Genomic DNA, 25,419 nt, shown 5'->3' with positions numbered 1-25,419 from the left:
GTTCAATCTAGACCAATGATGCGGCCGCGCAACCCGGCCTCCTGCGGACCGGTTGTGCATGGAATGATCAACGGAGCCTTGCGTGCCGACAATTTTCGATGAGTTGCTGGACCTGTTCCACGCCTATCTCGCCGGCGTCGACAATGATCTGGTTTCCCACGAAGTCGCGCGCATCAACTGGAAAATGCCTGCACGTCCTCTCGAGCCGCGCTCGCTAGGCTGCCTTGGTCATCTCGATCGTATCGCTGAGCTTGTGCGGATGGACGCCAAGCCGCTGGTCCGTCTGGTTGCCGAGTATCGCGATAAGCTGCGCTGGGGACAGACTTATACAGCCGCCGATTTCGGGCAGGGCTTCATCGACAATTACGGCTGGCTGGAAGTGTTCGGCGCGCGCGGGCATTTCGTCAATGACGAGGTCGCCGCCGGGCTGCTGATCCTCGGACCGGATATCGTCTATCCCGACCATCATCACATCGCAGAGGAGATCTACATCCCGCTCACCGGCGGCACGGAGTGGCGCATGGGCGAGGGCGGTTTCCAGCTTCGCGATGCCGGCGAGGTCATTCACCACGCCTCTAACGTCAGCCACGCCATGCGCACGGGCAAGGAGCCGCTGATGGCCCTCTATCTCTGGCACGGCGGGCCATTGGCGCAGAAATCGAACATCGGCTCGATGATCGACTTTGGGGGCCGAGCCTGATGGCAAAAGCGATCATGCTGCAGGGCACCGGCTCGGATGTCGGCAAGACCGTGCTGGTGGCGGGGCTTTGCCGCGCCGCGAAGAATCGCGGGCTGAAGGTCAGGCCGTTCAAGCCGCAGAACATGTCCAACAATGCCGCCGTAGCCGACATTCCCGGTGGCGACAAGGCTGCAGAAGGCGAGATCGGCCGCGGGCAATGGCTGCAGGCACTGGCCTGCGGCGTGCGGCCGACGGTGCATATGAATCCTGTGCTGCTCAAGCCGCAGAGCGACATCGGCTCGCAGGTGGTGGTGCAGGGCAAGGTCTATGGCGAGGCGCGGGCTCGTGACTACCAGGCGATGAAAGCCGGGCTGATGGACGCGGTGCTGGATTCCTGGGCCGAGGTCGGCGAAGGCGCCGACCTTGTCATCGTCGAGGGCGCCGGGTCGCCGGCCGAGATCAATCTCAGGAGCCGCGACATCGCCAATATGGGTTTCGCGACGCGCGCCAATGTACCGGTGATCCTGGTCGGCGACATAGACCGCGGCGGCGTCATTGCCTCTGTCGCCGGCACGCATCTGATCCTGCCGGAGGAGGACCGACGTATGATCGTCGGCTATCTCATCAACAAGTTCCGCGGCGACGTCTCGTTGTTCGACGACGGGATAAGGGCGATCGAGAAATTCACCGGCTGGCGTTGCTTCGGCGTCGTGCCCTGGCTGAAGGCGGCCGGGCGGTTGCCTTCCGAGGATTCGGTCGTGCTCGAACGCCTCGCTTCCGGCGAGAGGCGGGCGCTGAAGGTGGCGGTGCCGATGCTGGCGCGCATCGCCAATTTCGACGACCTCGATCCGCTGAAAGCCGAGCCGCAGGTCGAGGTCGTGTTCGTGCCGCCGGGAAAGAAGCTGCCGGAAGATGCCGGGCTGGTGGTCATCCCCGGCTCGAAATCGACGATAGGCGATCTCATCAAATTCCGCGAGAATGGCTGGGATCGCGATCTTCACGCCCACCGCAAGCGTGGCGGCCATGTCGTTGGCATCTGCGGCGGCTACCAGATGCTCGGTCGCATGGTGTGTGATCCCGACGGCATCGAAGGCAGCGTCACCAAGGCCGAGGGTCTAGGCCTGCTCGATATCGAAACGGTGATGGAGCCTGAAAAGACGGTTCGCAATTCAAGGGCGCATTCGGTGCAGTTCGACCTGCCGCTCGAGGGCTACGAGATCCATCTCGGCCGCACCACCGGCCCTGATACGGCGCGGCCGTCTGCGATCCTCAACGGTGTCGAGGACGGCGCGGTCTCGGCCGACGGCAAGGTGATCGGCACCTATCTGCACGGGTTTTTCTGCGCCGACGCTTTTCGCGCCGCCTATCTGGAGAGCCTTGGCGTCAGAGGAGGCGGCATCGACTACCGTGCCGAAGTCGAGAAAGCGCTGGACGAGGTCGCGGCCGAGCTGGAACGGCATCTCGACTGCGACGCGATTTTCGGCTTGGCGCGTTAGGCTTCTCACCAACAGGTTTGAGATTGGCGAAACCGCTCATCGGCTCGTTCCGAGCCGAGCAGAACACGCCTGCGAGAATCAAAAGCGCCCGGCAAGGCCGGGCGCTCCGAGTTGCCTGAGATTGCTGTTAGCGGTTAACGCAATTCCTGACGGAAAACCGCTGCACATTTTTCCTGAAATTGCTTTAGGCGCCGCGCATCAGGCAGCCGGCGGCGAGCACGATGTAGGCGATGAGCATGATCCAAACTGACGCAAGCGGAATGAATGCAAGAACGCCAAGGCCGGCAAGAAGGCCGATGATGGCAATAACCAACGAAATAATGAACACGATCTGGGTGGGCGCACTGAGATTCATGGCTGGTCCCTCCAACATGATTCGCAACGTCTGAATTCTACCAGCAGCAGCCTCACATACCAATCAGCTGCCGGAGGGGATTGGCCGGGTCGGCCAGCAGCTTGATCGCCAGCGCCACGCACACGATGACCAGCAACGGCTTGATGAGCCGGGCGCCGATACGGATTGCGAGACTGGCTCCGAGGCGCGCGCCGAGGAATTGGGCCACGCCCATCATCAAGCCGATCTTCCAGTCGATGACGCCGACTGCGGCAAAGACGATGAAGCCGCCGATGTTGGACGCGAAATTCAGCAGCTTTGTGTGCGCGGTCGCCTTGAGCACGCCGTAGCCGGCAAGGGTAACGAACGCGAGCATGTAGAAGGAGCCGGCGCCGGGACCGAAGATGCCGTCATAGAACCCGATCAGCGGCGGGATGATCAGCCCGAACAGGAAAGGCGACAGCCGTTCGGCGCGGTCGACATCGTCCATGTTCGGCTTCAGCGCAAAATAGAGCGCGATGGCTATGAGGAGCAGCGGCAACACGGCGCGCAGGAAATCGCCGGGAACGACGGTCGCCAAAAGCGCCCCGACCGCGCCGCCGACAAGCGCCAGCAGCGCCGACGGCAACTGGCGGCGCAGGTCGACCTGACCGTTGGCGGCATAATGAAGGGTGGCCGAACCGGAACCGAACATGCCTTGCAACTTGTTCGTGCCGAGGGCTGCGACCGGCGAATAGCCGGCCAGCAACAGTGCCGGGATCGTGATCAGCCCGCCACCGCCCGCGATCGAGTCGACGAAGCCGGCGGCAAAAGCGGCGGCTATGAGGATGAGGACGGTTTGCAGGGTAAGGTCGATCATCGGGGAAGGCGCTTTGGAAGGATGCAGCAGCTTCCATCACGCCCGACCCATTTGCGCAAGAGCGATTGCACGCTGGACCGGTTCACCGTTTCACGGATACCACAAGCGGCTCCAGCCGTTGTTTTGATGCTATTCCGGTTACGGCGAAGACGCCGAACTTAACTGCTCACACTTTTCTCGGAATTGCTCTAACAATCAGATGGAATCGCAAAGGGAGCTTGGTGGCGATGGCATTGCTCGACCAAATACGCTCGATCTTCGACGGTGATCCCGGCGTGCGCAAGGTGGCGGACGATCCGGTGCTCTCAGCGGAACTCTTGATGCTGTTTCGCATGATCCTGGCCGACGGTTCGGTCTCGGAGAGCGAGATGGTAGTCTTCCGCCACATCTGCAAGGCTTCTTTCGGCATCCCGGAGGCGTCGATCGACCGGGTCATCGAATACCTCAACGATTATGGATACGAGACCAACGGTTCGCAGGCGATCGCGCTGTTCCGCGATCTCGACGTCGAGCGCCGTAAACTGCTTGCGCGGCACATGGCCGAGATCGCCAAGGCCGATTCCAAGCTGGCGGAAAGTGAAGTACGGCTTCTGCGCCGGACGCTCGATCTGCTCGATATCAGTCCGGTCGATGTGGTGAAGCCGGAGGGCTAAAGCAATTCCAGCATAAGTGTGAAGCGTTTGGGCTCGGCGACTTCGCCGTAGCCGTCCGGAATTGCGTGAAACAAATTGACTGAGCTACCCCTGTTCCTGCACGCGCCGCGCGATGGCGCGGTGAAGGTCGGGGGCGGCCGCGACAAGCGCCCGTGCAGGTTCGGAGCGCGGATGGTCGAGCATATCGGCGGTCCGGCCGCGCTCGACGATCTTGCCCTCATGCATCACCAGCACCTCGTCCGCCATGGCGCGGGCGACAGTCAGGTCGTGGGTGATGAACAGATAGGCGATACCGAGCTTCTGGTTGAGCTCGGCGAAAAGGTCCAGGATCTGGGCGCGGATCGAGACGTCCAGCGCCGAGACCGGCTCGTCGGCGACCACCAGCTTCGGGCGCGTGATGATGGCCCGCGCGATCGACAGGCGCTGGCGCTGGCCGCCCGAGAATTCATGCGGGTATTTGTCCATATCGCGCGGCCCGAGCCCGACCTCATGCAGCGCATGCGCGATCATCTCCCGGCGTTCGGCCGCGGCCGGCTGTTTCTCAAGGAGATGCAGCGGTTCGGACACCAGCGTCGCCACTTTCTGGCGCGGGTCGAAGGAGCCATAAGGATCCTGGAACACCACCTGCATGTCGCGCCTGGCCGGCCTCAGCGCCGATTCCGGCTTGCCCGTGATGGGCTCGCCGCGAAAGCGGATGGTGCCCGCCGTCGGTTTGTCCAAGGCCAGGATCATGCGGGCAAGCGTGGACTTGCCACAGCCCGAGCGGCCGACGAGCGCCACCGATTGAGCCGGCTCGATGGTCAGCGAGACATCGTCGACGGCGCGCACCGGCTGAACCGGCCGGAACAGGGATGTCCGCCGGCCCGGATAGTCCCGGCCGACGCCCTCGACTTCGAGCAAGGGTTTCGCCGAGCCGGCAAGGTGTGGTTTCGGGCGCGCCGGCACATGCATGGAGGCGAGCGCCAGTTCGCGTGTATAGGGATGCAATTGTTCCGACAGCGTGCGGGCGGTGTCGCCGGCTTCCATGACCTCGCCGTTGCGCAGGATGGTCAGGCGATCGGCCATCTCGGTCACCACCGCCAGGTCGTGCGAAATGAGCAGGAGGCCCATGCGGTTTTCGCTGACCAGATCGCGCAAAAGGTCGAGGATCTGCGCCTGCAGCACCACGTCGAGCGCGGTCGTCGGTTCGTCCGCGATCAGCAATTTCGGCTTCAGTGCGCAGGCGATGGCGATGACGACGCGCTGGCGCTGGCCGCCCGACAGTTCATGCGGGTAGCGCGAGAGCGGGAACTTAGCTTCAGGCAGCCCGACGCGATCGAGGATTTTTCGCGCGCGGTTCTCGGCTTCGGCGCGGCCCGCCTTGGTGTGCCAGCGGATGCCTTCGGCGACCTGCTCGCCGATGGTCTTGACCGGATTGAGAGCTGTCATCGGCTCCTGGAAGACCATGCCGATATCGTCGCCGCGCAAGGCGCACATCTGGTCCTCGGTCGCGCCGAGGATGTCGATGCCGTCAAAGGTCACGCGACCCTCGGCGCGCGCCAGATGCGGCAGCAACTGCATGATCGTCAGCGCCGTCATCGACTTGCCGGAGCCGGATTCGCCGACCAGGCCGACAACTTCGCCAGGCGCGATGTCCAGCTCGACGCCTTTGAGGATCGGCGTGGCGCCGATCCTCAGTGACAGGTTCTCGATCTCGAGCAGGCTCATCTGCGCCGCCGCGATTTCGGGTCGAGGATGTCGGCGATGCCGTCGCCGAGCAGGTTCAGCCCGAGCACGGTGATGACGATGGCCATGCCGGGGAAGATCGCCATCCAGGGCGCGGTCACCATGCGCGTCTGCGCGTCGAACAGCATGCGGCCCCAACTCGGCATCGGCGGCTGGGCGCCGAGGCCGACATAGGAGAGGCCGGCTTCGGCCAGTATGCCGAGCGCGAACTGGATCGTGCCCTGGACCAGGAGCAGCGTCGCAATGTTGGGCAGGATGTGTTCGATGCTGATGCGCGTCATGCCCTTGCCGGCGGCGCGCGCGGCAAGGATGAACTCGCGCGGCCAGATCGCCAAGGCGCCGGCCCGCGCCACGCGAGCGAAGACCGGGATGTTGAAGATGCCGATGGCGATGATGGCGTTGACGGCGCCCGGCCCGAAGATGGCGGTGATCATGATCGCCGAAAGCAAGGCCGGAAAGGCGAAGACGAGATCGTTGACGCGCATCAGCACCTCGTCGGCCAGGCCCCCGCGCGCGGCGGCGAAGGCGCCAAGCGGGACGCCGATGCCCATGCCGATGCCCAGCGCGACCAGCGCGACAGCGATCGAATTGCGAGCGCCGACCATGATCATCGACAGGATGTCGCGGCCGAAATGGTCGGTGCCGAACCAGTGCGACGGCGAGGGCGGCTGCGTCCTGTCGGCGATCACCAGCCTGGTTACGTCGTAGGGTGTCCAGACGAAGGAGATGAGCGCAGCGGCCACGATCAGCAGCGTGATGACAAGCCCGATCAGGAAGGAGCGGTTGCCGAGGGCCTTGGCGAGCACGGCGGCTAAGGTTTCCTCGGGGAAGTCGAAGCGCATGGTCATTGCCGGCCTCTTAGACGCGGATCGACGATGGCGTAGGAGAAATCGACGATGAGGTTGATGAGGATCACGGCGGCGACCAAAAGCATGACGATGCTCTCGACCACGATCAGGTCGCGCTGGGTAATGGCCTGGAAGATCAGCCGGCCGAGGCCGGGCAGGTAAAAAACGTTCTCGATGATGATGGTTCCGGCGAGCAGGAAAGCGAATTGCAGGCCAAGGATGGTGAGGACGGGGATCATGGCGTTGCGCAGCGCATGGCGCCACAGCACCGCTCGGTAGGGCAGGCCCTTGGCGCGTGCGGTGCGGATATAGTCCTCGTTGAGCACCTCGATCAGCGCCGCGCGCGCGACGCGCGCCAGGATCGCCGCCTGGGGCAAGGCAAGGGCCACGGCCGGCAAGATCAGGGATTTCAGCGCCGTCCAGATGCCGGCGCCCCAGCCCGGGAAACCGCCGGCCGGAACCAGACGAAGCCAGACGGCAAACAGATAGATCAGCATCAGCGCGAACCAGAAATTAGGCACCGCGACGCCGAGCTGGGCGGCCCCCATGGCAAGCGTGTCGCCGGCCCGGCCTTGCCGGCTGGCGGAAAACACGCCGACCGGAATGGCGATGACGGTCGAAAGCGCCAGCGCGATCAACGCCAGCGGCAGGGAAACGGCGATGCGTTCCCGCACCAGGTCGATGACGGGCACCGAATAGGTGTAGGAACGGCCGAAATCGAGGCTGAGCAAGCCCCCCGCCCATTGCAGGTAGCGCAGCACCAGCGGCGCGTTCAGCCCCATCTGGTTACGCAGCACTTCGACCTGCTCGGAGCTTGCATTCATGCCCAGCATCAGGCGCGCCGGATCTCCAGGCAGGATCTCCATCACCGCGAACACCACCATCGAGGCCAGCACCAGCGTGAGGGCGGCGATGATGAGGCGCTTGAGGAGGTAGGCGGTCATGGGAGGCGATCGGGCGATCGCGCGGCCTTCAATCCGTCCACTTCACCTTGGTCAGATCATCTGCCTCGATTGGCCAGTTTGCCCACATACCCTGCAGCTTCGCGTCCCAGACGCCGATCTTGGGTAGCTCGAACAGGTAGACGGCGGGCACGTCGTGCGCGAGAATCCTCTGGGCCGTGCCAAGCAGCTCCAGCCTCTTGTCCTTGTCAACCGTGGTGCCGAGTTCCTTGATGACTTCGTTGAACTTCGGATTGTCATACTGGAAATAGTAGCCGGGCCGCGAATAGATATCGATGTCGTTTGGCTCGACATGGGAAACGATAGTCAGGTCGTAGTCCTTGTTGGTGAAGACCTGGCTCAGCCACTCCGCCCATTCGACCGGCATGATCTGCAGATTGACCCCTATCTCCTTCAGTTGCGACTGGATCACCTGACCGCCGTCGCGTGCATAGGGTACGGGCGGCAGCTTGATCGTGGCCGAAAAGCCGTTCTCCAGCCCCGCTTCCTTCAGATATTGCTTGGCCTTGGCGATGTCGTGCGGGTACACGCCGGTGAGATCGACATAGCCCGCATCTGCTGGCGAGAAATGGGAGCCAATGGGCTTTCCAAGACCGTTCGAGGCGGCTGCGATGATGGCGCTGCGATCGATCGCGGAGGCCAGCGCCTGCCGCACCGCGAGCTTGTCGAAGGGTGGCTTCTTGTTGTTGATCGACAGGATCGTCTCACCCTCTGTCGAGCCGATCACGACGCTGAAGCGCGGATCGGACTGGACCTGCCCGAGCGCGTCCTGCGCGGGCATATTGGCGAAAGCCTGGATGTCGCCAGACAGCAGCGCGGGGACAGCCGCGGCGGCATCGGGAACTATCCGGAATGTCGCCTTGTCGAGCGCGACGGGTGTACCCCAATAGTCCGGGTTCTTGACGAGCGTGATCTCGGAACCCTTGGCCCAGTGATCGAGCTTGAATGGACCGGTGCCGATCGGCTTGTCCTTATTGCCGTCGGCCGATCCCTTCGCCACGATCACCGCCGCAACCTGGCCCATGTCATAGAGGAAATCGCCCTGCGGCCCGTCGAGGGTGACCTTAACGGTCCCCGGATCGACCGCCGTGACATCGGTGATGTGCGCAAAGAGCTGTTTTTGCGGATTGAGCGAATCCTTGGCACGCGCTCGGTCCAGCGAGAATTTCACGTCGTCGGCGCTGAAGGCCGCCCCATCGTGGAACTTCACGCCGGAATGCAGTTTGAACGTGTAGACCTTGCCGTCGTCGGAGACGGCCCAGTTCTCGGCGAGACCAGGCTGAACCCGGCCGTTATCGTCGATGCGCGTCAGCCCTTCAAAGACATTGGCATAGGTGACCTCGCCGATGGCCGCGGCCGCGCCGGCGGTCGGATCGAGATGCGGAGGCTCGAGCACGATCCCCAGCGTGAGGTCGGTGCGCGCGGCAAAGGCCGACGTCGCCGCGGCTGACGACAGCAGAGCCGCGGCCAGGATGGTCTTCCACAATTTCATCGCTGAACTCCCATTGCTCAAACCTGCCCAAGCTGGCGGATAGAAGCGTGATTTCGCGTACGAGTAAATCGCGTTTCGTGCTGGCGTGTCCCGCCGCGGGGAATGTTTTTCCCACCACCATCGACCCCGATCAGTCCGCGGCACCTCTCAGCAGGATGTTGAGGCCGATCGCCATCACCTTGGCCGATTCCACCATGTCGGCGATGCCCACCCATTCGTCCGGCCTATGCGCAAGGTCGAGAATGCCCGGGCCATAGGCAATGCAGTCGTAAAGGTGGCCGAGGCGCGCGACGTGCTTCTGGTCGTAGGTGCCGGGCGAGATGACGTAGTCAGGCTCGCGGTCGAACACCTCCATGATGCCCCTGGCGACAGCCTTCACCACCGGCGCGTCGCGCTCGGTCATCAGCGGCAGCACCTCCATCAGATCGCGGATCTCGTAGTCGAATTTGTTGCGCTCGCGCTTCAGGCGCTCGAGGATGCTGGTGACTTCGCCCTTCACGGCGGCGATGTCCTCCTCGAGCAGGAAGCGCCGGTCGATGGTGAGCCGGCAGGAATCCGGCACGTTGGGCGAGGGGAGCCCCGGGCGGAAATCCTCGGTCTGGCCGCCATGGACGGAATTGATGTTCATGGTCGAGCGCCTGGCACCTTCCGGCACCACCGGCATGCGTGTCATCTTGCGGTCGAGCGCCGGGAAGAGGTCCTCTTCGAATGACTGCAGCACGGCGCCCATATGGCGCACCGCATTGTCGCCGAGGAACGGCATCGAGCCATGCGCGATCTCGCCCTTGGTCTCTATCTCGGCCCACCAGACGCCACGATGGCCAAGGCAGATGCGATCCTTGTTCAGCGGCTCCGGGATGATGACGTGGTCGACCTTCGGCTTCGAGAAATAGCCAAGCCTCGCCAGATGGGCGACGCCGCCGAAGCCGCCCGACTCCTCGTCGGCGGTGCCCGATATCTCGATGGCGCCGGGGAAATCCGGATAGGTTTCCATAAATGCCTCGACGGCGATGAGGGAGGCCGCCAGGCCGCCTTTCATGTCGCAGGCGCCGCGGCCATAGACCCTGCCGTCCTTCACCACGCCGGCGAAGGGATCGACGGTCCAGCCCTCGCCGGCCTCGACCACGTCGATATGGGAATTGAAGTGCACGCAAGCGCCGGGCGAGCGGCCGTCGAAACGGGCCACGACGTTGACGCGCGGGTAGCGGTCGCTGTCGCCGGGCGCCCCTACGGCTCGGATGAACTCGGTTTTGAAGCCGAGCTTGCCAAGGCGCGCGCCAAGGAACTCGGCGCATGGCCGATAGGCGTCGCCCGGCGGGTTGACGGTCGGGAAGCGGATCAGGTCGGCGGTCAGCGCAACAAGCTCGTCGGTCCGATCCTCGACCGCCTTGAAAAGCCGTTCATTCATCCGCCGGATTGAAGAGGGAACCCGGCACTTTTGCAAGCATCCAGTCGCTCATTGCCACATGACGATCCAGGCATGGCCCAACGCCGCGCCTAAACTTCAGACGGTGCGCGTCGCTGAGACAACTTTAACGGGAAAACCGTTCAAATTCATCGGATTGGATTGGCGGATTCGTCAAGGAGTGTGTGGTACTTAACGCATCTGCCAGCAAAAAGATGGAAAAACCGCGGAAATGGCGGGGGCAACAAAAGGGGTTTGATCGCATGAAGAGCTTCGTTCTCATGGCAACGGTGCTGGCGACCGTGTTGTTCGGCATGTCTGTCGCAAGCCGGGCGGCCAATCTGGTCGCCAATATCGACGTCTCCACGCAGACGATGACCGTCAGCAAATACGGCCAGGTGATCTATCGCTGGAGCGTGTCGACCGCGCGCAAGGGCTATTTCACGCCGCGCGGCAGCTACCGGCCGCAATGGACCGCCCGGATGTGGTACTCACGCAAATATGACAACTCGCCGATGCCCTATGCCGTGTTCTTCCACGGGGGCTACGCCATTCACGGCACCGGGGCGGTGAGAAATCTCGGGCGCCCGGCCTCGCATGGTTGCGTGCGCCTGCATCCGGCCAACGCCGCGACCTTCTATGCGATGGTCAAGGAAGCAGGCTTGGGCAACACGCGCATCGTCGTCACCAACTGAACCGGACGACAGCGCTTCTCTGACAGTCGCGGGCAGCATTGCTGCCTGCTCGTCAGCGCGGCGTTGCAGCGATGCCTCACATACTGCGAAAAACAACGGCTTATGAATTCAATAGCGTTGCCGAAGCTGGTTTGCATGAGGCGACAGTGGTAAGTACGAAGTGTTAGTTCTGCTGCTGGGGGCTGTAATGCATCGATTTCTTTTGGGCACAGCGATCGCGGCTACTGCAACGGCTGCTTTCGCTGCAGATGCGCCGGTTGTTCTCGATCAGGAACTCGCCCAGCCGCACATTTCCGGCTACGGCGAACTCTATGTGGGCGGACTTTATTTTTCGGTCCCTGGCGATCATGCGACGGGCACGGCAGCCGGCGGCGCCGCTCGCGTCAATTTCCCGATCGATGCCCGCTGGAATATCCAGACCGATGCCGTCGTCGATTCGCTTTGGGTGCAGGGAACGAACATCTACAGCTATGGCGGGGCCGTTCATGGCTACTGGCGCGACCCGAGCTCTTATGCACTTGGCGGGTTTGCGACGCTCAATGGATATGGCGGCGACGAAGGTCTAAGCGACGCCAACCTCTATAGCTTCACCGTCGGTCCTGAAGCTCAGGCGTATTTCGGCAATGTGACGCTCTATGGCCAAGTTTACTACGGCCAGTTGCGGGCAAGCGGCGAATCCGACCATTTCGACAATTGGGGCGGCCGCGGCGTGGTGCGCTTCTTTGCTCAGGACAACCTTCGCTTCGATGGTGAACTCGGATACTCGCGACTGTCCGCGGATGGCGGTCATCTCGACACTCTCACAGGCGCCTTGCAGGCGACCTACAGGTTTTCCGGCACACCTTGGTCGGTGTTTGGACGCTATCAGTGGGACCACCTGACGATATCCGAGGCGTCGGGCAGCGTGAACGTCCACAAGTATGTGGTTGGGCTAAAAGCCAGCTTCGGCTCGGATACCCTGCTTTCAGAAGACCGCAATGGCGCGACCATGGACACTTACCGGCCGAACTTCGGGGTGCCGATCTTCTGAGATCGCTTTGCTGGCCTGATCGCCAAGCCAATATCGATGCCGCGAAGATCAATCTTCGCGGCTTTTCTTTTTTGTGTGTAGTGAAGTCCCCGAGGCTTTTCCGGCCGCAAATACGCTAGAGCGGTTCAGCGTTTCACGGAATCGCCGAACCGCTCTAAGTCTTTGTTTTTACGCAATTCCGGACGGAGAACCGCTACGCACTTTTCCTGGAATTGCTCTAGCCTCGGTGGTTCGGAATCTCAGTTGGCGGGTTTTGCCTGTCCGCGCTTGCGGCGACGGCCGCTGATCTCCCAGCGCTTGTGGAACCACATCCACTGTCCAGGATCCTCACGCACCCAGCGCTCGACCACATCGGTGATAAGCTGCGTGGCGGCATCGACGTCGACGCTGCCGTCTTGGGTACGCGGCAAGGTCAGTCTGTCTTCGATTTCCAGGCGAAAGCGGTTGCCCGGCAGCCTGACGCAGCGGGCGGGGTAGACATCGCAGTCATAGTGGCGGGCAAGCATGCCTAGCATCGGATTGGTCTGGCATGGGCGGCCGAAGAAACTCGTCTCCACGCCGCCCGAGAATTTCTGATCGACCAGCACGCCGATGTTGCCACCCTTCTCCAGGATGCCTGCAAGGGCGAAGGACGCGCCGGTGGCGGAGGGCAGCAGGGCACCCATCGAGGAGCGGCGCGTCGAATGGATGTAGTCGGCGAGGTAGGGGTTGTTCGGCGGGCGAAACAGCGCCGTGATGTTCATGCCGAATGTGGCGGCGGCCACTGGCAGCAATTCGAAATTCCCGAGATGCCCGGTGAACAGGATATGCGGCTTCTTCTCGCTGGCAATCTCCAGGAAATGCTCGACGCCGCGCACCTCGACCCGTCCCGGCTTAGAAGCGTCGGGGTCGAAGTCGAACAATGCATCAAGGAAGATGTATTCGGCCGCGAGGCGAGCCATGTTGCCCCACATGTCGCGTGCGATGGCCTCTATCTCGGCGTCGCTCTTTTGCGGATAGGCAAGGCGCAGATTGTCGACCGCGACCCGATGGCGCCCGACCAGCGGGCCAATCCGGCGGGCGGCGCGGTCGGCGAAGTTCAGTGCGCTGTCCGGGGGCAATAGGCGCAGTAGCGAGAGCAACACCATGGCGAGTCTTGCGACCAGCCAGTGCTCCATCTGGCGCAGCCGTCGCCCATAGCGGAACATCAAGTCCCGGCGGGCTTTCCTGAGCGCGTTGCCGACCATTTGCCTTCAGGAGACGCGGAGGACGATCTTGCCGAACACGTCGCGGCCTTCCATTCGATTCAGCGCCGCGTCGATGTCGTCGAAACCCACCTCGGTATCGATCACCGGGGCAACGAGGCCGGCAGCCATCTTCTGCATGGCATTGGCCATGTTCTCCATGCGGCATCCGAAGGAGCCGAGCAGTTTCAGCTGCTGCTGGAAGAGCTGCATCAGGTTGACCTGCGTCGACACGCCGGAGGTCGAACCGCAGGTGACGAGGCGGCCGCCACGCTTCAAGGACAGCATCGAGCCGGCGAAGGTGTCCGCGCCGACATGCTCAAACACCACGTCGACCCCCTTCTTCTTCGTCAGCTTGCGCACGACGCCCTCGAAACGGTCCTCGCGGTAGTTGATCACGTGGTCCGCGCCAAGCGCCTTGGCCTTGTCGATCTTGTCGTTCGAGCCAACCGTGGTGATCACCGTGCAGCCAATGCGCTTCGCCAGCTGAATGGCGGCGGAACCGATGCCGGAGCCGCCGGCATGGACGAGGATTGTCTCGCCTGGCTCCAGCCTGGCGTTGTCGAAGAGCATATGCTCGACCGTACCGAAGGTGACCGGGGCGACCGCCGCGCCGATTTCCGTGACGCCGGGGGGCGCTGGCACCAAGAGGCGCGCGGGCAGGTTGATCTTTTCCCGGGCGAAGCCGTCGAGATGGAAGCCGTGGACGCCCGACACATGCTCGCAGAGATTGTCGCGGCCTTCGCGGCAGGCGCGACAGAGCCCGCAGGTGCGCGCGCCGTAGATCGATACGAGCTGCCCCGGCAAGAGGTTGGAGACGCCTGGGCCGACCGCCTCGACCTCGCCGGAAGCCTCGGCGCCGACGATCAGCGGCAGCTTGCGCTTGGCAAACGCCATGCCGCGCCAACCCCAGACATCGATATGGTTGAGCGCCACCGCCTTGATGCGGAGCGTCACTTCGCCCAGCGAAGGCGGCGGAGGAGGCGGCAGGTCCACCGTTTCAAGACGGCGGTCCTCGATAAGTTGCAATGCGCGCATGTGGCCTGTCGGAACTCCGGAAGCGGAAAAACGTCCGCTTAGACCGGTTCCCGCGCCATGACAAGGCAGGTGTTCTGGCCGCCGAAGCCGAACGAGTTCGACAGGACGGTGCCGACTTCGGCGTTGCGCTTCTTGTTGGGCACGACATCGAGCACGATCGCTGGATCGGGATTGTCGTAGTTGATGGTCGGCGGAATGACGCTTTCGCGCATGGTCATCAGCGAGAAGGCGGCCTCGACCGCGCCGGCGGCCGACAACGTGTGGCCTATCATGGACTTGTTCGACGAGACCGGCATCGAGCTGATACGCTCGCCGAAGACGGTGGACAGCGACAGATGCTCCATCTTGTCGTTTTCCGGCGTCGAGGTGCCATGCGCGTTGACATATTCGATCTCGTCCTCGCTCATGCCCGCATCGACAAGCGCGGCGCGCACCGCCGCGATCGCCGGCGAGGCATCAGGCTTGGAGCGGGTGCGATGGAAATCGTCGGCTTTCTCCCCGCAGCCGCTCATGATGCCCAGTATCGTCGCGCCACGGGCCAATGCGGCTTCCAGCGATTCCAGCACCAGCGCGCCGGACCCCTCGGCCAGCACGAAGCCATCGCGATCCTTGGAGAAAGGCTTTGACGCCTTTTCAGGGATGTCGTTGTGGGTGGAGAGGGCGGAGAGGAGCGAGAAGCGGATTAGCGCTTCGGCTGTCGCCGAGCCGTCGGCGCCGATCGAGAGCGCCTTGTCGCATTCGCCGCGCCGGATCGCCTCGACGCCGAGCTGGATGGCGGTAGCGCCTGAAGCGCATGCGGTCGAGAGCGTGACCGGCAGGCCGCGTGTGCCGAAACGGTCGGCCAGGCGATCGGCGATCGACCCGAACTGCGTGGTTTCGAAGATGTCGAGCTCCTTCAGCCCGCGCGCCACCCTGAGCAGCCTTTCCGCGCCGCCATCTTTCTTGTCGGAATTATAGAGCGAGAAGCGGTCAGCCCAGTCGAGCTCGACCGGCGGCGAGGCGAGGAACAGCGGCCCGCCGAAATCGCCGGAATCGAGGGCCGCTTCCGAGATGGCCTCCCGGGCAGCGGTCTCGGCCAGTTCGTAAGTCAGGTGACTGGCGCCCTTCGAGCTCGACGGCAGGAAATCGACCATACCGGAAATGCGGGTGTTTAGGTGATCGACCGGAAAGCGGGTAATCGGATGGATGCCGGATTTGCCGGACGTCAGCGCCGCCCAGTTGTCGGTCTTGCCTACGCCCAGCGACGTAACCACGCCGATACCGGTGACGGCGACGACCGGCCTGCCCATGTGGTCTTTGAATTCGGCCATGTTTTGTCCTGACAGCCTCGATGGTCTTCAGGCCGCTTTGATCAGCCCCATGCCCTCGAATTGGTGATAGCCGATCGCCGTTGCAAGGACAGCCTTCGGCGCATCGTCAAACGGCTTCTCGGCCGAGGCGTCGAAAGCGGGGTAACCTGCCTTGCGGTCGATGGCCATGGCCGCGAGCGCGACGGCGAAGGGGAACTGCGCTTCCTTCATATGGCCGGTCAGCGTCGAGAAGCCGCGCACGGCAAGCGCGGGGTTGGCATCGAGCGCCGCTTTCTCGGCGGTCGTGGCGGCATGGGCGCCCGAAGCGCCTGATATCGTCAGCAGTTCCCCGGCGGGCAATCCGGCCTGCTTCAGCAGGGCCACGATCTCGGAATCCAGCTCGCCCAAGCGGCGCCTGGCGCGGCCTGACACAATGGGACCGAGTTCGGCATAGATCCTTCGGCCTCGGCTTTCCGCGTGCTCGCGCTGCTCCAGCACCAGGAAAGCACCGCCCGAACCGGTGACCACGCCGCCGCCTTCGCTGCCCTGGCGTTGCCAGACCGGCTTCCACGGGCCGCGATGCAGATAACCGGCGAGTTCATAGCCGAGCAGCATGTCGGAATGCTCGGTCTGGAACGCGCCGCCAACCAGCACATGGGTCGATTGCCCGGATCGAATGCGCGCGGCCGCCGTCTCGACGGCCGAGACGCCCGCGCCTTCCTCGCCCATGAAGGTTCGGGAGGAACCGGTGACCTTGTGGACGATGGAGATGTTGCCGGCCAGCAGGTTGGAGAGCTGGGCGAGGAACAGCGTCGGCCGCAATTCCGTGGTCAGCTTCTCGTTGAGCAGCACGTCGCGGTCGTTTCGGCTCTCGGAGGCGGCCAGGATCGCGGCGTCGACGGCCTCGTCGCGCTCGCCGCCGCCGGCGGCCACCACCATGTCCATGGTCGTGGAAAGCTCGTCATTGCCCTTTATTCCTGCATCGTCCAGCGCAAGGCCGGCGGCATAGGTGCCGAGCCGCTGCCAGGTTTCCATCTGGCGTTGGTCGCCACGCTTGGCAATCTGCAGATTCCAGTCGATCTCGGGCAGGGGGTGGATGGTATAGGGAGCAAAACGCTCCGTCTCGAGCACCGGCTGGAAACCAGGCTGCGTCAGCTTTTGCCAATGGGCGTCCGGACCTTCTCCCAGCGAGGAGACGAGGCCGATGCCTGTGATGACGACGTCGTGGGAACTCATGGGCGGCTGTTGTGGGTCAGCTGGCAAAGCGCGTCAAGGCCGCGCTCGGAGGGCCTCAAGCCGCCTTGGCCGCGACCAACGCGTCGATCTTGGCGCACAGGTTCTTCATGACGAAATAATCATCGGTCGAGGCTTTGCCGTCATTGACCTCCTGCGTCCACTTCTCCAGGGGCACCTTGATGCCGAATTCCTTGTCGATGGCGAAGACGATGTCGAGGAAATCGAGGCTGTCGATGCCGAGATCGTCGATGGTGTGGCTCTCGGGCGTGATGGTGTCGATATCGATCTCGCTGGTGTCGGCAATGATCTTGGCGACTTTCTCGAACGTGGTGGACAAGGGCTCTTCCTTCGGGTTGCGGGCGGAATCTGTCCGCATCTTGTTTGGGCGCTGTCTAATCGGTTTTTCCCGGCAGGAAAAGGCCTGATGCGCCGGGAGCAGATGAGATGCCGGCTTCGGGAACGCAATCCAAATGAAATGCGCAGGGTTCTTGGAATTGGGTTCGCGGTTGCCGCCGGCGGTATTTTTGCAACAAATCCGACTTAAAAAAGGGATAACCGGTGGTCAGAAGGTCACGCGGCCAAGCACCTTCAGGCCATCGCCCTGCGGTGCCACCACCACGGCCTCGCCCTCGCGCGGCGAAACCCCCGTGAGCGCCTCGATGTTTTCGAGATGCGTGACCAGCACCAGGTTATCGGCACCGGAATATCCACGGATCTCCTGCATGACCGCCGCCATCTGGGCGGCCTTCTCACTTGGATCGGTCTTCAGCAGGTCGAGGGGCGCGAAGGGCTGCGGCTCGGTCTCGAAAGCGATGCGGGCGGTGTCGAGGCAGCGGCAGTAGCGACTGGAGAGCACATGGTCGATCGGCGCCGCGCGGGCCGCGAACAGCGCGCCGATTCGGCTGGCCTGCTGCTTGCCGCGCTCCGACAGATTGAGTTGGGTCGCGCAATTGCCGATATCGAAATTCGCGGGGTCCGCCGCTCCGGTGATGAAGGCATGCCGAAGCAGCACGACATGGCCGCCATCGCGCAGCAGCGCCCAGCCTGCGTCTGTAGCGTGGGCAAGGCTTGGAGCAACAAGGAGAACAAGTGCCAGAACCGTTCGCAGCATCGGAATCCTTTGGCGACCCGGAAAGACCAGGGCTGTGACTGACATATAGGGACCGCAAAGCCGGCCGGAAAACAAGCAGTGGCCGGGAATCGTCGCGCCGCGCCAATTGCACGGCGGTCGGGGCTCGCCTATCACGGGAAGAAAGTCTGCGCTCGGAAAATGACTCCGCTCACCGAAACCGTCCTCTTCGTCTTCAGCCTTGTGGCGCTCGGTTATCTGGCCGGGCTCACGGGCTATCTGAAGCCGGCGAGCGGGGAGGGCATCTCCGAATTCGCCGTCAACGTGGCGATGCCGCTGCTGCTATTCCAGACGATGGTCAAATCGGATTTTCACGGTGTGACGCCGTGGCCGCTGTGGGGCGCCTACTTCGCGGCCGCGGCCATCACCTGGGCTGCGGGCCATCTGGTCATGACTCGGCTGTTCGGGCGCGATGCCCGCGCGGGCATCGTAGGCGGCGTGTCCTCCGCCTATTCAAACGTCGTGCTGCTCGGCGCGCCTTTCATCCTTGGCGTGTTCGGCGCCAGCGGCTTCGAGGTGCTGTCGCTGCTGGTCTCGGTTCACCTGCCCATCATGATGATGGCCTCGATCGTGCTGTTCGAGATGTTCGGGCGCGGCAGCGGCGAGACGGTGCATCCGCTGCGTGTCGTCAAAAGCTTCCTCAGGCGCTTGTTCATCAACCCGCTGATCATCGGCATCCTGGCAGGGCTCGCTTGGCGGCTCACCGGCGCGGCGTTGCCAGACCTGGTCGAGCGGCTGGTCGGCACGCTCGCCAACACGGCGGGTCCGGTCGCGCTGTTCGCCATGGGGCTCAGCCTGCGACGCTTCGGCATCTCCGGCAATATTCGGCCGGCGCTGGCGCTTTCAGGTCTGAAGCTCTTCCTGATGCCGGCGCTGGTGCTGGCCTTCGTCTGGCTGCTCGGCCTGCCGTCGCTGACCTCCAAGGTCGCGGTGGTGGTCGCAGCGCTTCCTTCGGGCATCAATTCGTACTTGATCGCCGTCCAGTTCAACACCGGCCAGGCGCTGGCCTCGAACCAGATGACGCTTGCCACAGCGAGCGCGGTGGTGACCACGTCGTTCTGGCTGACCGTGGTCGTGCATATTTTCGGCTAGGCGTCAGCAAGCCGACACGCGGCTCGCTTTTGCTGGCCCAACCCCTATATGCCATCTTGTGATTGCTTGCCCGCCTTTCCCTAGGTAAGAGCAATGCGCCGGCGTGCGGCTCTTGAGCACGCTTCAACGGATATCCAGAAAAAGCGGCGCGATCAGCGCGCCGAACGGAGGCCAGACCATGCTTCAGAAAACCAGCCATTTCATGCGCCAGGCCAATCTCATCAATGGTGAATGGGTGCAGGCCGACAGCGGCCAGACCATCGACGTCAACAATCCGGCGACGGGCCTCAAGATCGGTACAGTGCCGAAGGCCGGCAAGGCCGAGACCCGCCGCGCCATCGAGGCGGCCGAGGAAGCCTTCAAGAGCTGGCGCAAGACCACCGCGCTCGAGCGCTCGAAGCTCCTGCGCAAACTGCATGACGCCATGCTGGACAATCAGGACGTGCTGGCCGAGCTGCTCACCATCGAGCAGGGCAAGTCGCTAACCGAATCCAAGGGTGAGATCGGCTCGGCGGCGGCCTACATCCTGTGGTTCGCGGAGGAAGGCCGCCGCGTCTATGGCGACATCGTTCCGTCGCCGTGGGGCGACCGCCGCATCCTGGTGACCAAGGAACCCGTCGGCGTCATCGCCGCCATCACGCCTTGGAATTTCCCGTCCTCGATGCTTGCCCGCAAGATCGGCCCGGCTTTGGCCGCCGGTTGCACGGCGGTGGTAAAGCCCGCTTCGCAGACGCCTTATTCTGGTCTCGCCTGGGGCGCGCTTGTCGAGGAAGTCGGCTTCCCGAAGGGCGTCGTCAATGTCGTCACCGGTTCGGCCGGCGCGATCGGCGACGAGATCTGCGCCAATCCGCTGGTCAAGAAGATCACTTTCACAGGCTCGACCGAGGTTGGCAAGATCCTCATCCAGAAGTCGGCCTCGACGGTCAAGAAAGTGTCGATGGAGCTTGGCGGCAACGCGCCGTTCCTCGTCTTCGACGACGCCGATGTCGACCGTGCGGTGGCCGGCGCCATCACCGCGAAATACCGTAACTCGGGCCAGACCTGCGTTTGCACCAACCGCTTTCTCGTCCAGGCCGGCATCTACGACAAGTTCGTCGAGAAGCTCGCCGCGGCCAGCAACAATCTCAAGGTCGGCTCGGGCCTCGAGGAAGGCGTGCAGCAGGGGCCGCTGATCGACGAAAAGGCGGTCGAGAAGGTCGAGGAATTCATCGCCGACGCGACGTCGAAGGGCGGCAAGGTGGTCGCCGGCGGCAAGCGCCATGCGCTGGGCGGCTCGTTCTTCCAGCCGACGGTTATCTCTGGCGCCACGCCGAACATGCGCTTCATGAAGGAAGAGATCTTCGGACCGATCGCGCCTGTGTTCAAGTTCGAGACCGAGGAAGAGGCGGTCGCCTTGGCCAACGACACCGAGTTCGGCCTCGCCGCCTATTTCTACACCGGCGATCTCGGCCGGGCTTTCCGGGTCATGGAAGGCCTGAAATACGGCATGGTCGGCGTCAATGAAGGCCTGATCACCACGCCTGAGGCGCCGTTCGGCGGCGTAAAGGAATCCGGTCTCGGCCGCGAAGGCGGGCATCAGGGCATCGAGGACTATCTCGATACCAAATATGCCTGCTTCGGCGGCCTCGGACTCTGATATTGATCAGTGGAACAGGGCAGGCGTTTCGCCTGCCCTTGCCTGATGACACGTTGCCGGCCTAAATCCTCGCATCAACAAATGACATCTCGGGCATGGCGATGAAGGACGGCGAGGTCTTCGGCACAACGCAGGCGGGCGAGTCCGTGCGCCGGTTCACGATTCGGGGAGGCGGCCTCACCGCCAACATCATCGGCCTCGGCGCGATCGTCCAGGATCTCAGGCTCACAGGCCATGATGCACCGCTGGTGCTGGGCTACGATCGCCTCGAACCCTACGAGACTGACCGCGCCTTCTTCGGCGCCGTTGTCGGCCGCTTCGCCAACCGCATCGGCGGCGGCCGCTTCACCATCGCCGGCAAGCGCTACCAGACCGAGCAGAATTTTCTAGGCAAGCATACCCTGCATGGCGGTTCGGAAGGCTTCTTTCACCGACCATGGACCGTCTCGTTGCACGGCCGCGATTTCGTGACGCTGACCCTGCACGACCCGGACGGCGTCATGGGCTTCCCGGGCGCGCTCGATGTAACCTGCACCTACCGGCTGAAGATCCCCGGCACGCTCAGCATGGAGCTGTCGGCGACCTGCGAGGAGCCGACGCTCTGCAATCTGGCGCAGCACTCCTATTTCAATCTAGACGACGGCGGAGCGGGCGACATCCTCGACCATCGGCTGATGCTCAATGCCGGGGCCTACACGCCTGTCGACGACGAGATGATTCCGACCGGCGTGGTGAAGCCCGTCGACGGCACGCCTTACGACTTTCGGCAGGCGCGGCCGCTCCGCATGGAGATGGAAGGCGAGCAACTTCGCTACGACCAGAATTTCTGCCTGGCATCCAGCCGCGGACCGCTGCATCAGGCGGCCTGGGTGCAAGGGGCTAATTCCGGCGTCGAGATGGAGGTCTGGACCACCGAGCCCGGCCTCCAGCTCTATATCGGCCAGTATGTCGCGCCGACATCGCCGGGGCTGGAAGGCCGCCACTACAAGGCGTTTTCAGGCCTCTGCCTAGAAGCCCAGACCTGGCCGGATGCGCCAAACCGGCCTTATTTCCCACAGGCAACTCTGTGGCCGGGGCAGATCTATCATCAGGTCACGGAATATCGCTTCCGCCTGCCCTAGGATTTAGGTGAGGCCGGCCTGCAAATTGCGGCTTCCTGCGCTTCCGGTGCTCACGCACTTTAAGTACGCTACGCTCCGGTTCTCGGAACCACCATTTTCGACTCGGCCTGACCTAAATCTGAAGGGTCCTAGCTGTCGAAAGCAGCCCTTAGCCTCTCAAACGGGGCAAGCGCGCCGCGAACCTGCACGACCGCGGCGGCGACTTTGTGCGCGCGGCGCACCGCCTCGGCAGGTGCATGGCCGGCAAGCCTCGCCGCGAGATAGCCGCCGTTGAAGGAATCGCCCGCGCCCGTGGTGTCGACGGGGGCGGCCACGTGCACGGCGTCCACGGTTTGTGAAGCGCCGTTCAACGCAATCAGGGCCGGCTGCTCGCCATTCTTGACCACGATCTCGCCGGTCAGCTTGCCGAGGCGCTCCGCCGTCTCCCGCGGCGTCGGATCCCCGAATAGCATCTGCTCGTCCGGGAAGGTTGGCAGGGCGATGTCGGCGACGGCGAGAGCCTCCAGGATTCCGGCCTGCGCAGCCTCGCGGCTAGGCCACAGACGCGGCCGGTAGTTCGGGTCGAAGGCGACTAGTGAGCCGGCATTGCGGGCTACGGCCACGGCCGAAAGGAGGGTTCTTCGCGCCGCTTCATCCAGAATTGCCAAGGTGATTCCGGAAAAGTAGATAAGCGCCTGGTTTTCAAGACTTTTTGCCAATGTGGCCGGATCGGAGGCGAGCTGGCGCGCGGCCGCGTCGCTTCGCCAGTAGGTGAAGGCGCGTTCGGCTCCGGTGAGCGTGATGGCGTATAGGCCGGGGCGCGCGCCGGCAATGACCGGACTGTTGCCTATGCCGATGCCGTTCTCGGCGAAGAACGCGATCTGATCGCGCGAGAAGGGGTCGTCGCCGAAGGCCGACACGTAGGTCGCAGGCCGGTCCGGGCTCAAGGCGTGCAATGCCCAGAGCGTGTTGAAGGTGTCGCCGGCAAAGCCCATGCGCCAGTTCGGGCCGGTCTGGCCCGACAGTTCCAGCATGCATTCGCCGATCGACGCGACACCGTTGGCCATGCGGGCATTCCTTCCCAAGACGTTGTTGCTGTAGCTTTTCTCGGCCGGCAGCGCCATGCTTGGCGACCGGCGAAATCTGCGCCAGAAGCGATTTCCCACAGGCAGGCGGGACGCGATAGGCGGCCCGCAACGTTAGCAGCCAAGAGGAACGGGTTTGGCATCGATATGGCGTTACATTCTTGCGGGTCTCGGTCTGGCCGCCCTGCTGGTCGGCATCGTGGCCGCGGTCTATCTGACGCTGCCGCAATCGACGTCCGGCCCGGACATTTCGCGCTCCAGGAAGACAGCCAACGGCCTTTTCATCGCGAGCTTCGAACCGGAGCACGGCGTCGTCTGGCAGGGCGAGCTGCAATCCTGGCTGCTGACGTTGAAGACCGCCGCCGGCGCGCCGGTGGAAGGGGCGGCGATCACCGTTTCCGGCGGGATGCCGCAGCACGATCACGGCCTGCCGACCAGCCCACAGGCGACCGATTACCTGGGCGAGGGGCGCTACCGCATCGACGGCGTGAAGTTCACGATGAGCGGCTGGTGGCAGCTGCACTTTGGCATTTCGGCGTCGGCCGGCTCCGATTCCGTCGTCTTCAACGTCGTGTTGTGAGCGGGCGATGAGACGTCCGGCCGGTGTCGCAAGCCTTCTCGCCTTGGCCGCGCTCGTCCTGCTGGGCGGATGCGGCAAGCCGCAGTTCAGCGACGACGAGAAGAAGACCATTGCCTCGCTGGCGCTGAACACGCTGCCTTCATTGAAGCCCGACACCACGAACCAGTATGCGGATGCGCCGGCTGCCGCCGCGCTCGGCTCGACGCTGTTCTTCGATGTCGGTATGAGCCGCGACGGCACGGTGTCCTGCTCGACCTGCCATAAGATCGACCGCCAGTTTCAGGACGACCTGCCGCAGGCGGTCGGCCTCGGCCACACAAACCGGCGCACCATGCCCCTGGCGGGTGTCGCGCGCAATCCGTGGTTCTTTTGGGACGGCAGGCGTGACAGCTTATGGGCGCAGGCGCTGACACCGCTCGAAAATCCGCTGGAGCAGGCCGGCAACCGGGCGGCCTTCGCGCATTACATCAAGAGGCGGTTCGGCGAGCGCTATGAGCGCATCTTCGGGCCGCTGCCGGATCTTTCCACCGTGCCGGCCAATGCCAGCCCGCTCGGCACGGATGCGGAGAAGGCGGCGTGGAACGCCATGCCCACCGGCCAGCAGGACGACGTCAACCGCGTCTATGCCAATATTGGCAAGGCGATCGCCGCCTTCGAGCGTTCGATCGAGCCCACGCAGACGCGCTTCGACCGCTTCGCCATCGATCTGGCGACCGGCACCAAGCCGGAGGGAGATGCGGCCTTCTCGCCGGAGGAAGTCCTCGGGCTGAAGCTGTTCGTCGGCAAGGCCAATTGCGTGACCTGCCACAACGGTCCGCGCTTCACCGACAACTCGTTCCACAACACCGGCGTGCCGCCGGTCGAAGGGCTGCCGCCGGATCGAGGGCGCATCGATGCGGTGGCGCAGGTCGAGGCCGACCCGTTCAATTGTCTAGGCAAATTCCGCGACGGCGATGAGAGCGCCTGCCGCGAACTGCGATTCATGGTGAAGGACGGGCCGCAGATCATGCTCGCTTACAAGACGCCGTCGCTGAGGGCCGTGGCGGATCGGCCGCCCTACATGCATGCCGGTCAGTTCGCGACGCTCGACGAGGTCGTGGCGCATTACTCGAAGGCGCCGCTTGCCGTCGAGGGCGTTTCCGAAGTGCATGCGCTCGATCTGTCCGACCGCGAGCGGGCTGCGCTGGTGGCGTTTTTGAAGACACTGTCAGACTAGCTACCTGTCCTTCACCGTCTCCATCGCCACGAAGGTCGAGGTCTGGGCGACGTGCGGCAGGGCCGAGATGCGCTCGCCGAGCACCCGTCGATAGGCGGCGATGTCGGTGGTGCGGACCTTCAACAGATAGTCGAAGCTCGACGCCATCATGTGGCACTGTTCGATCTCGGGCACGCCCTGCACGGCGCGGTTGAAGGCGTCGAGCGCCGCCGAGCGCGTGTCCGACAGCTTCACCTGCACGAAGGCGACATGGCCTTCGCCCATGCGCTCGCGGTCGATGACTGCGCGGTAGCCCCTTATGTAGCCGTCCTTCTCAAGCCGCTTCACGCGCGCCTGCACCGGCGTCTTCGACAGGCCGACCTTCAAGGCAAGTTCAGACATCGAAAGCCTGCCGTCGCGCCCAAGCGCGGCCAGGATGTTGCGGTCGATGCGGTCCAATTGGTCTTCTGTCATCGATATGGCAGTCAAAAGGATAGAAGATTTGCGTAAATGATAGATCGAAAGGACCGTCCTGTCGATTTCTTTGGACCGATTGAAATTCGCGACTGTGCTAGCTTGAGTCATCCGGTCCGGCGACCGCCAGACCGTTCGCTCACGCTTGTTTTCATGGACCCGAT

General features: G+C 63.5%; 25 protein-coding genes. 10 read left to right on the top strand and 15 right to left on the bottom strand.

Going from position 1 to position 25,419, the window contains the following annotated elements; translation table 11 throughout:
- Positions 1-82: 82 nt before the first annotated feature.
- Both ACR64R_RS11860 and ACR64R_RS11855 read left to right on the top strand, forming a co-directional pair.
- Positions 83-700, top strand: a complete 618-nt coding sequence (locus ACR64R_RS11860) for a dimethylsulfonioproprionate lyase family protein (protein WP_487361808.1) — start codon at positions 83-85, stop codon at positions 698-700.
- Positions 700-2,175, top strand: a complete 1,476-nt coding sequence (locus ACR64R_RS11855; protein WP_487361807.1) for a cobyric acid synthase — start codon at positions 700-702, stop codon at positions 2,173-2,175. Before ACR64R_RS11860 ends, ACR64R_RS11855 begins: the two co-directional genes overlap by 1 nt.
- A gap of 184 nt (positions 2,176-2,359) precedes the next feature.
- Here ACR64R_RS11855 and ACR64R_RS11850 read toward each other — a convergent pair whose 3' ends face one another.
- Positions 2,360-2,530: a hypothetical protein gene (locus ACR64R_RS11850; RefSeq protein ID WP_487361806.1), complete on the bottom strand. Its 171-nt coding sequence runs from the start codon at positions 2,528-2,530 to the stop codon at positions 2,360-2,362.
- A gap of 52 nt (positions 2,531-2,582) precedes the next feature.
- A complete protein-coding gene (locus ACR64R_RS11845; RefSeq protein ID WP_487361805.1) occupies positions 2,583-3,368 on the bottom strand; it encodes a TSUP family transporter in 786 nt (261 codons plus the stop codon).
- A gap of 221 nt (positions 3,369-3,589) precedes the next feature.
- Between ACR64R_RS11845 and ACR64R_RS11840 the strand changes: the two genes are divergently transcribed.
- Positions 3,590-4,021, top strand: coding sequence for a TerB family tellurite resistance protein (locus ACR64R_RS11840; RefSeq protein WP_487361804.1), 432 nt, complete (start codon positions 3,590-3,592; stop codon positions 4,019-4,021).
- An 84-nt stretch (positions 4,022-4,105) separates the two neighbouring features.
- Here ACR64R_RS11840 and ACR64R_RS11835 read toward each other — a convergent pair whose 3' ends face one another.
- The 5 genes from ACR64R_RS11835 to ACR64R_RS11815 all read right to left on the bottom strand — a co-directional run bounded on the left by ACR64R_RS11835 (position 4,106) and on the right by ACR64R_RS11815 (position 10,456).
- Positions 4,106-5,728: an ABC transporter ATP-binding protein gene (locus ACR64R_RS11835; protein ID WP_487361803.1), complete on the bottom strand. Its 1,623-nt coding sequence runs from the start codon at positions 5,726-5,728 to the stop codon at positions 4,106-4,108.
- Positions 5,725-6,594, bottom strand: a complete 870-nt coding sequence (locus ACR64R_RS11830; RefSeq protein ID WP_487361802.1) for an ABC transporter permease — start codon at positions 6,592-6,594, stop codon at positions 5,725-5,727. The genes ACR64R_RS11835 and ACR64R_RS11830 overlap by 4 nt, the downstream gene beginning before the upstream one ends.
- Entirely contained in the window at positions 6,591-7,538 is a 948-nt protein-coding gene (locus ACR64R_RS11825) for an ABC transporter permease (protein ID WP_487361801.1), read from the bottom strand. Before ACR64R_RS11825 ends, ACR64R_RS11830 begins: the two co-directional genes overlap by 4 nt.
- Before the next feature lie 28 nt (positions 7,539-7,566).
- Positions 7,567-9,048, bottom strand: a complete 1,482-nt coding sequence (locus tag ACR64R_RS11820; RefSeq protein ID WP_487361800.1) for an ABC transporter substrate-binding protein — start codon at positions 9,046-9,048, stop codon at positions 7,567-7,569.
- A 130-nt stretch (positions 9,049-9,178) separates the two neighbouring features.
- The gene (locus ACR64R_RS11815) at positions 9,179-10,456 is read right to left on the bottom strand and encodes an acetylornithine deacetylase/succinyl-diaminopimelate desuccinylase family protein (RefSeq protein WP_487361799.1); all 1,278 of its coding nucleotides are present in this window, start codon (positions 10,454-10,456) and stop codon (positions 9,179-9,181) included.
- A gap of 260 nt (positions 10,457-10,716) precedes the next feature.
- Here ACR64R_RS11815 and ACR64R_RS11810 point away from each other — a divergent pair, with 260 nt between their 5' ends.
- Entirely contained in the window at positions 10,717-11,148 is a 432-nt protein-coding gene (locus ACR64R_RS11810; RefSeq protein WP_487361798.1) for a L,D-transpeptidase, read from the top strand.
- 187 nt (positions 11,149-11,335) lie between these two features.
- Positions 11,336-12,178 carry a hypothetical protein gene (locus tag ACR64R_RS11805; protein ID WP_487361797.1) on the top strand — a complete coding sequence of 281 codons (843 nt, stop codon included), beginning with the start codon at positions 11,336-11,338 and terminating at the stop codon, positions 12,176-12,178.
- Between the two features lie 239 nt (positions 12,179-12,417).
- Here the strand turns inward: ACR64R_RS11805 and ACR64R_RS11800 are convergent, their stop codons facing one another.
- The 6 genes from ACR64R_RS11800 to ACR64R_RS11775 all read right to left on the bottom strand — a co-directional run bounded on the left by ACR64R_RS11800 (position 12,418) and on the right by ACR64R_RS11775 (position 18,075).
- Entirely contained in the window at positions 12,418-13,404 is a 987-nt protein-coding gene (locus ACR64R_RS11800; protein ID WP_487361796.1) for a lipid A biosynthesis lauroyl acyltransferase, read from the bottom strand.
- A gap of 6 nt (positions 13,405-13,410) precedes the next feature.
- Complete coding sequence (locus tag ACR64R_RS11795) at positions 13,411-14,439, bottom strand: zinc-binding dehydrogenase (protein WP_487361795.1); 1,029 nt, start codon at positions 14,437-14,439, stop codon at positions 13,411-13,413.
- 38 nt (positions 14,440-14,477) lie between these two features.
- The gene (locus ACR64R_RS11790) at positions 14,478-15,749 is read right to left on the bottom strand and encodes a beta-ketoacyl-ACP synthase (protein WP_487361794.1); all 1,272 of its coding nucleotides are present in this window, start codon (positions 15,747-15,749) and stop codon (positions 14,478-14,480) included.
- A gap of 27 nt (positions 15,750-15,776) precedes the next feature.
- A complete protein-coding gene (locus ACR64R_RS11785; RefSeq protein WP_487361793.1) occupies positions 15,777-16,964 on the bottom strand; it encodes a beta-ketoacyl-ACP synthase in 1,188 nt (395 codons plus the stop codon).
- Positions 16,965-17,019: 55 nt separating this feature from the next.
- Entirely contained in the window at positions 17,020-17,301 is a 282-nt protein-coding gene (locus tag ACR64R_RS11780; protein WP_027167184.1) for an acyl carrier protein, read from the bottom strand.
- Positions 17,302-17,526: 225 nt separating this feature from the next.
- Positions 17,527-18,075 (bottom strand): histidine phosphatase family protein, encoded by a 549-nt coding sequence (locus tag ACR64R_RS11775; RefSeq protein ID WP_487361792.1) that lies wholly within the window; start codon positions 18,073-18,075, stop codon positions 17,527-17,529.
- 159 nt (positions 18,076-18,234) lie between these two features.
- Between ACR64R_RS11775 and ACR64R_RS11770 the strand changes: the two genes are divergently transcribed.
- The 3 genes from ACR64R_RS11770 (at position 18,235) to ACR64R_RS11760 (ending at position 21,942) form a co-directional block, all read left to right on the top strand.
- A complete protein-coding gene (locus ACR64R_RS11770; RefSeq protein ID WP_487361791.1) occupies positions 18,235-19,185 on the top strand; it encodes an AEC family transporter in 951 nt (316 codons plus the stop codon).
- A gap of 178 nt (positions 19,186-19,363) precedes the next feature.
- Positions 19,364-20,821, top strand: coding sequence for an NAD-dependent succinate-semialdehyde dehydrogenase (locus tag ACR64R_RS11765; protein WP_487361790.1), 1,458 nt, complete (start codon positions 19,364-19,366; stop codon positions 20,819-20,821).
- A gap of 95 nt (positions 20,822-20,916) precedes the next feature.
- Complete coding sequence (locus ACR64R_RS11760; protein ID WP_487361789.1) at positions 20,917-21,942, top strand: aldose epimerase family protein; 1,026 nt, start codon at positions 20,917-20,919, stop codon at positions 21,940-21,942.
- 128 nt (positions 21,943-22,070) lie between these two features.
- Here ACR64R_RS11760 and ACR64R_RS11755 read toward each other — a convergent pair whose 3' ends face one another.
- Complete coding sequence (locus ACR64R_RS11755; protein ID WP_487361788.1) at positions 22,071-22,988, bottom strand: sugar kinase; 918 nt, start codon at positions 22,986-22,988, stop codon at positions 22,071-22,073.
- Between the two features lie 154 nt (positions 22,989-23,142).
- Here ACR64R_RS11755 and ACR64R_RS11750 point away from each other — a divergent pair, with 154 nt between their 5' ends.
- Entirely contained in the window at positions 23,143-23,586 is a 444-nt protein-coding gene (locus ACR64R_RS11750) for a FixH family protein (RefSeq protein WP_487361787.1), read from the top strand.
- Positions 23,587-23,593: 7 nt separating this feature from the next.
- On the top strand, positions 23,594-24,802 hold the full coding sequence (locus ACR64R_RS11745; RefSeq protein WP_487361786.1) for a cytochrome-c peroxidase: 1,209 nt from the start codon (positions 23,594-23,596) through the stop codon (positions 24,800-24,802).
- Here ACR64R_RS11745 and ACR64R_RS11740 read toward each other — a convergent pair whose 3' ends face one another.
- The gene (locus tag ACR64R_RS11740; protein WP_487361785.1) at positions 24,803-25,255 is read right to left on the bottom strand and encodes an Lrp/AsnC family transcriptional regulator; all 453 of its coding nucleotides are present in this window, start codon (positions 25,253-25,255) and stop codon (positions 24,803-24,805) included.
- Between the last annotated feature and the right edge of the window lie 164 nt (positions 25,256-25,419).

The organism is Mesorhizobium sp. MC2-1-1 (assembly GCF_057597255.1).
Note: the sequence above shows the minus strand (reverse complement) of the source record. Positions and strands in the feature narration are given on the sequence as shown.

Excerpts from the sequence above, each read along its gene's own strand:
- ACR64R_RS11820 (WP_487361800.1), bottom strand. The coding sequence starts at position 9,048 with ATGAAATTGTGGAAGACCATCCTGGCCGCGGCTCTGCTGTCGTCAGCC.
- ACR64R_RS11815 (WP_487361799.1), bottom strand. The coding sequence starts at position 10,456 with ATGAATGAACGGCTTTTCAAGGCGGTCGAGGATCGGACCGACGAGCTT.
- ACR64R_RS11745 (WP_487361786.1), top strand. The coding sequence starts at position 23,594 with ATGAGACGTCCGGCCGGTGTCGCAAGCCTTCTCGCCTTGGCCGCGCTC.
- ACR64R_RS11845 (WP_487361805.1), bottom strand. The coding sequence starts at position 3,368 with ATGATCGACCTTACCCTGCAAACCGTCCTCATCCTCATAGCCGCCGCT.
- ACR64R_RS11805 (WP_487361797.1), top strand. The coding sequence starts at position 11,336 with ATGCATCGATTTCTTTTGGGCACAGCGATCGCGGCTACTGCAACGGCT.
- ACR64R_RS11755 (WP_487361788.1), bottom strand. The coding sequence starts at position 22,988 with ATGGCCAACGGTGTCGCGTCGATCGGCGAATGCATGCTGGAACTGTCG.
- ACR64R_RS11855 (WP_487361807.1), top strand. The coding sequence starts at position 700 with ATGGCAAAAGCGATCATGCTGCAGGGCACCGGCTCGGATGTCGGCAAG.
- ACR64R_RS11790 (WP_487361794.1), bottom strand. The coding sequence starts at position 15,749 with ATGGCCGAATTCAAAGACCACATGGGCAGGCCGGTCGTCGCCGTCACC.
- ACR64R_RS11850 (WP_487361806.1), bottom strand. The coding sequence starts at position 2,530 with ATGAATCTCAGTGCGCCCACCCAGATCGTGTTCATTATTTCGTTGGTT.
- ACR64R_RS11740 (WP_487361785.1), bottom strand. The coding sequence starts at position 25,255 with ATGACAGAAGACCAATTGGACCGCATCGACCGCAACATCCTGGCCGCG.
- ACR64R_RS11825 (WP_487361801.1), bottom strand. The coding sequence starts at position 7,538 with ATGACCGCCTACCTCCTCAAGCGCCTCATCATCGCCGCCCTCACGCTG.
- ACR64R_RS11795 (WP_487361795.1), bottom strand. The coding sequence starts at position 14,439 with ATGCGCGCATTGCAACTTATCGAGGACCGCCGTCTTGAAACGGTGGAC.
- ACR64R_RS11760 (WP_487361789.1), top strand. The coding sequence starts at position 20,917 with ATGGCGATGAAGGACGGCGAGGTCTTCGGCACAACGCAGGCGGGCGAG.
- ACR64R_RS11785 (WP_487361793.1), bottom strand. The coding sequence starts at position 16,964 with ATGAGTTCCCACGACGTCGTCATCACAGGCATCGGCCTCGTCTCCTCG.
- ACR64R_RS11770 (WP_487361791.1), top strand. The coding sequence starts at position 18,235 with ATGACTCCGCTCACCGAAACCGTCCTCTTCGTCTTCAGCCTTGTGGCG.
- ACR64R_RS11830 (WP_487361802.1), bottom strand. The coding sequence starts at position 6,594 with ATGACCATGCGCTTCGACTTCCCCGAGGAAACCTTAGCCGCCGTGCTC.
- ACR64R_RS11810 (WP_487361798.1), top strand. The coding sequence starts at position 10,717 with ATGAAGAGCTTCGTTCTCATGGCAACGGTGCTGGCGACCGTGTTGTTC.
- ACR64R_RS11775 (WP_487361792.1), bottom strand. The coding sequence starts at position 18,075 with ATGCTGCGAACGGTTCTGGCACTTGTTCTCCTTGTTGCTCCAAGCCTT.
- ACR64R_RS11765 (WP_487361790.1), top strand. The coding sequence starts at position 19,364 with ATGCTTCAGAAAACCAGCCATTTCATGCGCCAGGCCAATCTCATCAAT.
- ACR64R_RS11835 (WP_487361803.1), bottom strand. The coding sequence starts at position 5,728 with ATGAGCCTGCTCGAGATCGAGAACCTGTCACTGAGGATCGGCGCCACG.
- ACR64R_RS11800 (WP_487361796.1), bottom strand. The coding sequence starts at position 13,404 with ATGGTCGGCAACGCGCTCAGGAAAGCCCGCCGGGACTTGATGTTCCGC.